The 5,576-nt window shown below is 36.2% G+C and carries 3 protein-coding genes, 1 tRNA gene and 1 pseudogene; 4 read left to right on the plus strand and 1 reads right to left on the minus strand.

All coding sequences use genetic code 11. The features are described from left to right. Positions 1-260: 260 nt before the first annotated feature. The 4 genes from ACQV2T_RS09165 to ACQV2T_RS09180 all read left to right on the plus strand — a co-directional run bounded on the left by ACQV2T_RS09165 (position 261) and on the right by ACQV2T_RS09180 (position 5,241). Positions 261-995 (plus strand): metallophosphoesterase family protein, encoded by a 735-nt coding sequence (locus tag ACQV2T_RS09165; protein WP_428875545.1) that lies wholly within the window; start codon positions 261-263, stop codon positions 993-995. A gap of 4 nt (positions 996-999) precedes the next feature. Further along, positions 1,000-3,186, plus strand: coding sequence for a Tex family protein (locus ACQV2T_RS09170; protein WP_428874575.1), 2,187 nt, complete (start codon positions 1,000-1,002; stop codon positions 3,184-3,186). A gap of 55 nt (positions 3,187-3,241) precedes the next feature. Further along, positions 3,242-3,324: transfer RNA gene (locus ACQV2T_RS09175), tRNA-Leu, on the plus strand. A 489-nt stretch (positions 3,325-3,813) separates the two neighbouring features. After that, positions 3,814-5,241 carry an alanine/glycine:cation symporter family protein gene (locus ACQV2T_RS09180; protein ID WP_428875543.1) on the plus strand — a complete coding sequence of 476 codons (1,428 nt, stop codon included), beginning with the start codon at positions 3,814-3,816 and terminating at the stop codon, positions 5,239-5,241. Between the two features lie 64 nt (positions 5,242-5,305). Here the strand turns inward: ACQV2T_RS09180 and ACQV2T_RS09185 are convergent. Further along, a pseudogene (locus ACQV2T_RS09185) lies at positions 5,306-5,446 on the minus strand (IS3 family transposase); the annotation flags it as partial. Positions 5,447-5,576: the final 130 nt, after the last annotated feature.

Consider the following 5,576-nt stretch of genomic DNA (forward strand, 5'->3'; position numbering starts at 1 on the left):
TCCTTTCTATTTTAGTTACCACTTTTAATAGATCGGACTTCTGTGTTTTTATGTACCAAAAAATAGGATGGAAGGAAGTGTTTTTCTTCCATCCACCCTGTTTATTATAGAACCAAAACAATAAAGCCCTTCAAGTAGTTTCTTCTAACTTGCGTGAGGGGCTTTACTATTGATCGAGCTTTCTATAAAATATTCTATGATTTTCCTACTACTTAAGCTATGCTATACTTAATTTATTCGATTTTAAAGGCGGTGAAGCAGTGAAAAATAATCCAGAGCACTTATTTGTTATCGGAGATATCCACGGAATGAGTGATGAATTAGATCAACTATTAGCAAGTTGGATACCTGAAGAAGAGCGATTGGTCTTTATTGGAGATTATATTGATCGTGGCTATGATAGTTTAGCTGTTTTAAACCGTGTATGGCAACTTCAAAAAGAAAAGAATGCCCTCTGTTTAAGAGGGAACCACGAATCCATGCTCTTAAATTTTTTGCGAAGCCCGCATAATTTTTTTAATCATTACATTATGAATGGTGGAGTAGCGACTATTTGTCAGTTATTAAATATTCCTGAAGAGAAAGTCGTAAAATCACAAGCCAGACGACTAGCTCGTCAAATTAAACAGACTTATCCTAAGCTGGAAACTTGGTTAGAGGGTCTCCCTTATTATTTTGAATATGGAGAATTCATTATTGTTCATGCTGGTGTAGATTTGTCGCTTGAAAACTGGAAAAACACTTCTGATCACGATTTTCTGTGGATTAGAGACAGCTTTCATCAAACAAAGAATTCTACCGGTAAACAAATTATTTTTGGGCACACTCCAACTATGGTGCTTCATCAGAATTACTATAATTCCAATGTTTGGCGTAAAGATATGAAATGGGGAATTGATGGTGGTTGTGTCTTTGGAGGAGAACTGCATGCTATGAAAGTTAGTAAAACGGCAGTAATTCAGATATATTCCGTCCCAGTTTTAGAAGGAGAATGATAGGATGAATAATGAAAACAATCAAGCAAATATTATCAAATCCATTAGCAACGAATTAAATATAGAAGTCAATCAAATTAATGCGGTTCTTAATTTATTGGAGGAAGGGAATACAATCCCTTTTATTTCACGTTACCGTAAAGAAATGACTGGGTCTCTAGATGAGGTTCAAATCTATGATATCGATAAACAGTATCAGTATGCTTTAAATCTCCATCAACGCAAAGAGGATGTCTTAAAAGCGATTGAGGAACAAGGGAAGCTGGATGCTGACCTTCAAGAAAATATTGAACAGGCACAGACATTACAACAAGTAGAAGACTTATATCGTCCCTTTAAGAAAAAACGTCGGACTAAAGCGATGGTGGCTATTGAGAATGGTTTAGAACCTTTAGCAAGTTGGATGCTAACTAATAAAGACTTAGATGTTCCACTGGAGCAAGAGGCCGAAAAATATCTTAACGAGTCGGTTTCATCAGTTGACAAAGCACTCGAAGGAGCCCATGAGATTATTGCTCAAGAAATATCGGATCGAGCAGATTTCCGAGAATTTATTCGAAAATATACAAAATATAATGCCTATTGGACCACTACTTTAAAAGAGCAAGACATTGACGAACGTGGAGTTTATCAAATGTATTACGATTTCCAAGAAAAACTAATGAAAATTGCTGAATATCGTGTCTTAGCCTCCAATCGTGGTGAAAAAGAAGGGGTTCTTTCAGTTAAAATCCAAGTAGATGAGGAACCGGCACTTCAGTATATAGAAAAGCATATTCTAGATGAAGAACTGCCTAACCAACAAAAAGAGCGGATTGAGTTAGCAATTAAAGATGCCTATAAACGGTTTATTCAGCCGGCAATTGAGCGTGAAATTAGGAGTGAACAAACTGAAAGGGCAGATCGCCATGCGATTGCTATTTTTGGAGAGAACTTACGTCATTTACTTTTACAGCCTCCAATGAAGGGCTTTCGCGTACTCGGATTAGACCCTGCTTATCGTACGGGGTGCAAATTGGCGATTATTTCAGAAACTGGTCGTGTGCTAGATAAGGGTGTAATCTATCCGCATCCACCTGCAACTGACTATAAGCGCCAACAAGCAGCGACTATTTTAAAGTCAATGATTGAACAACATCAAGTTGATGTTATTGCTATTGGTAACGGAACAGCAAGTAGAGAATCTGAAGTCTTTGTAAGTGAAGTAGTTAAGCAGATTGACCGGTCTATTCGGTTTATAGTTGTTAATGAGGCAGGCGCTTCTGTATATTCAGCTAGTAAAATAGCTCGTGAAGAATTTCCTGATTATCAAGTAGAAGAAAGAAGTGCAGTTTCTATCGCAAGAAGATTGCAAGATCCTCTAGCAGAGTTGATAAAAATTGATCCGAAATCAATGGGAGTCGGACAATACCAGCACGATGTTAGCCAAAATTTATTGGCAGATGAATTGGATTTTGTCGTTAATATGACAGTCAATCAGGTAGGAGTCGACATTAATACTGCTAGTATTCAATTATTAGAACGTGTATCTGGAATGACCCATGCAACAGCTAAGAATGTGATTCTTTTAAGAGATGAGATTGGTAGGTTTGAGGATCGAAAACAGATTAAAAAAGTGAAACGCATGGGACCAAAAACCTATGAACAAGCTGTTGGTTTCTTACGCATTATAAAAGGAACAAACCCTCTAGATCAGACCTCTATTCACCCAGAATCATACGCAATTGCAGAACGGATTCTAGAAGATAATGGCTTGTCTTTAGATGAAATAGGTCAAGTAGAAAGCAGTCAAATTTTAAAATCTTTAGACACCCAGCAGATTGCTCAAACTTATCAAATTGGAAAAGAAACAGCCAAGGATATCTTGGAAGGCTTGATAAATCCTAGTCAAGATATTCGAGATGGTCAGGATGCGCCTATTTTAAGAGACGATGTTTTGAAGCTGGAAGACTTAGAGGAAAATATGCAGTTACAGGGTGTTGTAAGAAATGTTGTCGACTTTGGCGTTTTTGTTGATATTGGAGTTAAACAGGATGGACTTATCCATATATCTAAATTAAGTTCACCAAAAGGTCGATTCATTAAGCATCCTTCTGAGCTAGTAGCCGTGGGAGATATTGTTGAAGTAGAAGTAATTTCTATTGATCGTGAACGGTCACGCATTGGATTAAAACTAATAAATCCTAAATAAAAGTTGACATAAGCGCTGCCGATTCGTTACAATATATACTATCGTTATTGATAGAGCGGTCGTGGCGGAATGGCAGACGCGCCAGCTTGAGGGGCTGGTATCCTTAAGGATGTGGAAGTTCGAGTCTTCTCGGCCGCATTAGGATTTTGGTTATGGAAGTTATAATAAAAGTTGATATTTTGTGATTATTTAAGTGGTATTTATTCGGTGTTTATATCGGATGGATACCACTTCTTTCTTTATAAAATTAAGAATTCTAGTTAATGATCTAAGTTCTTTCAAACTAATCTACTTATTAACATAAAAATGAAATAGAATGCCTTTTATCAATCTTATTCGATATTTAGCATACTTATGAATGACTAAAATTCTACATCGAACGTTAGTAATTAAGTCACAATTTCCTTCAAGCATTCAAATGTTTAAAAATAACATATCAGCTATAATACTATTGAGCAAAACGATTAAAAAAATTAATGAAAACCATTAATTTACCTTATAGTTTGTGTTAATCTTAACAAGTAGCGACAAATTATCTTGGAAGGAGTGAACCTATATATGAAAGTTATTTATTTATTTATTAACAGGCCTACTTCAGCTGTTTCTAATTAAGAAAGGAATTATTTAATGAATTTTTCAGATATTGTTGTAACACTTAGAGATTATTTATGGGATTATGTTCTTTTATATGCTTTTATTGGAATCGGATTATTTATGACTGTTCGTTTGGGTTTCCCGCAGTTTTCACGTGTTTTTCCTGCTCTGAAACGTATGATATCAGATATTATAAAGGGTAAATCAGCCAAAGAAGGTGGTATGACTCCTTTTCAATCTTTAGCTACAGCCGTTGCGGCTCAAGTAGGGACTGGCAATATAGTAGGGATTGCAACTGCTATTATTGGTGGCGGTCCGGGAGCGGCATTTTGGATGTTGGTTTCTGGCTTTTTAGGAATGTCTACAATGTTTGCTGAAGCTACCATGTCTCAAGTATTTAGGGAGAGGGAAGTTTCAGATGGTACGTTAGTTGGAGGACCTGCGTACTATATTAAAAATGGTTTAAAGCAAAAGTGGCTAGCATATATTTTTGCTGTTTTGTGCATTGTTGCACTTGGATTAGTTGGTATTATGGTTCAGGCTAACTCTATTATTTCGTCAATGAATACGGCTTTTGGTTTAAATCAATTCTTGATAGCCTGTGTTTTAATAGTGGTGGTTGGCTGGATCCTTATTGGAGGAATGGAGCGGATTGGTAAATTTTCTGAGCGTGTTGTTCCTACTATGGCCATATCATATGTTTTAGTGGCATTATTAATTATGATTTTAAACATTGATCAATTGATACCCACTATCAAGTTGATTATTAATAGCGCTTTCAATCCTCAAGCGATAGCTGGAGGAGCGCTAGGAATCAGTGTTCAGCAAGCAATGCGATATGGGTTAGCTAGAGGTTTATTTTCAAATGAGGCCGGAATGGGATCAACCCCCCATTCTCATGCAGTAGCTGTGACTTCACATCCTGCTGAACAAGGCTTTATTGCCATGATTGGTGTTTTTATATGTACTTTTATTATTTGTGTGGCAACGGTCATGATAAATCTTTTAACAGGGGCTTATTCCATTGAAACAATCCAAGCTATGACTCCTCAAGCTTTAGGTGAGTATGGTCAAATCATGACACAAACTGCTTTCCAAATTCAATTTGGAAAAATTGGAGAGTCATTCTTAGCCATCGCCTTATCAAGCTTTTCCTTAACTACAATTGTTGGTTGGTTTTTCTTTGCAGAGTCCAATGTTAAATTTATCTTTGATAATGGGAAAATCATTCATTCTTTTAAGTTAGTTGCTTTGATGGCAATTGCCATGGGTTATTTTGCAAGTCCTGGTGTAGTTTGGGATATTGCTGACTTATCAATGGGGCTAATGGCTTTACCTAATATAATTGCTCTAATCTTTTTGTCAGGTAAAACAGCAGAAGTCCTGAAAGATTATGACAAACAAGTTCAGATCGATGCAGAACATCTATCATGGGATTATAAATACGAAAAGGCTCACTAAACAAATATATTTTCACAAAAAGAACTTCTGAATTGATGTGAACCTCAAAAGTTGGAGTTTGTATTTAAACGGTTAATTGAATGGTATGGATTCGGTATTCAAGCAAAGACATATCGCTCAATTTTTGTTTTATTCTTCTATGATTATAGTGGTGAATATATTGATTAATCTTATTCATCAGTTTCTTATAACTTGTCAGTGGTTCTCCATAATAGGCCTTAAATACATTTTCTGCTCATCGGCTGTCTTGAACGCTGTCACATCAGCGATTAATTTTTGAAGAGGATATTTTGCACTAAAGCGACGATTGAGGGGGTTGGGAGCAATTGTTTCTT

The organism is Facklamia sp. P13069, assembly GCF_050409405.1.
Classification (GTDB): domain Bacteria; phylum Bacillota; class Bacilli; order Lactobacillales; family Aerococcaceae; genus Facklamia.

Excerpts from the sequence above, each read along its gene's own strand:
- ACQV2T_RS09170 (WP_428874575.1), top strand. The coding sequence starts at position 1,000 with ATGAATAATGAAAACAATCAAGCAAATATTATCAAATCCATTAGCAAC.
- ACQV2T_RS09180 (WP_428875543.1), top strand. The coding sequence starts at position 3,814 with ATGAATTTTTCAGATATTGTTGTAACACTTAGAGATTATTTATGGGAT.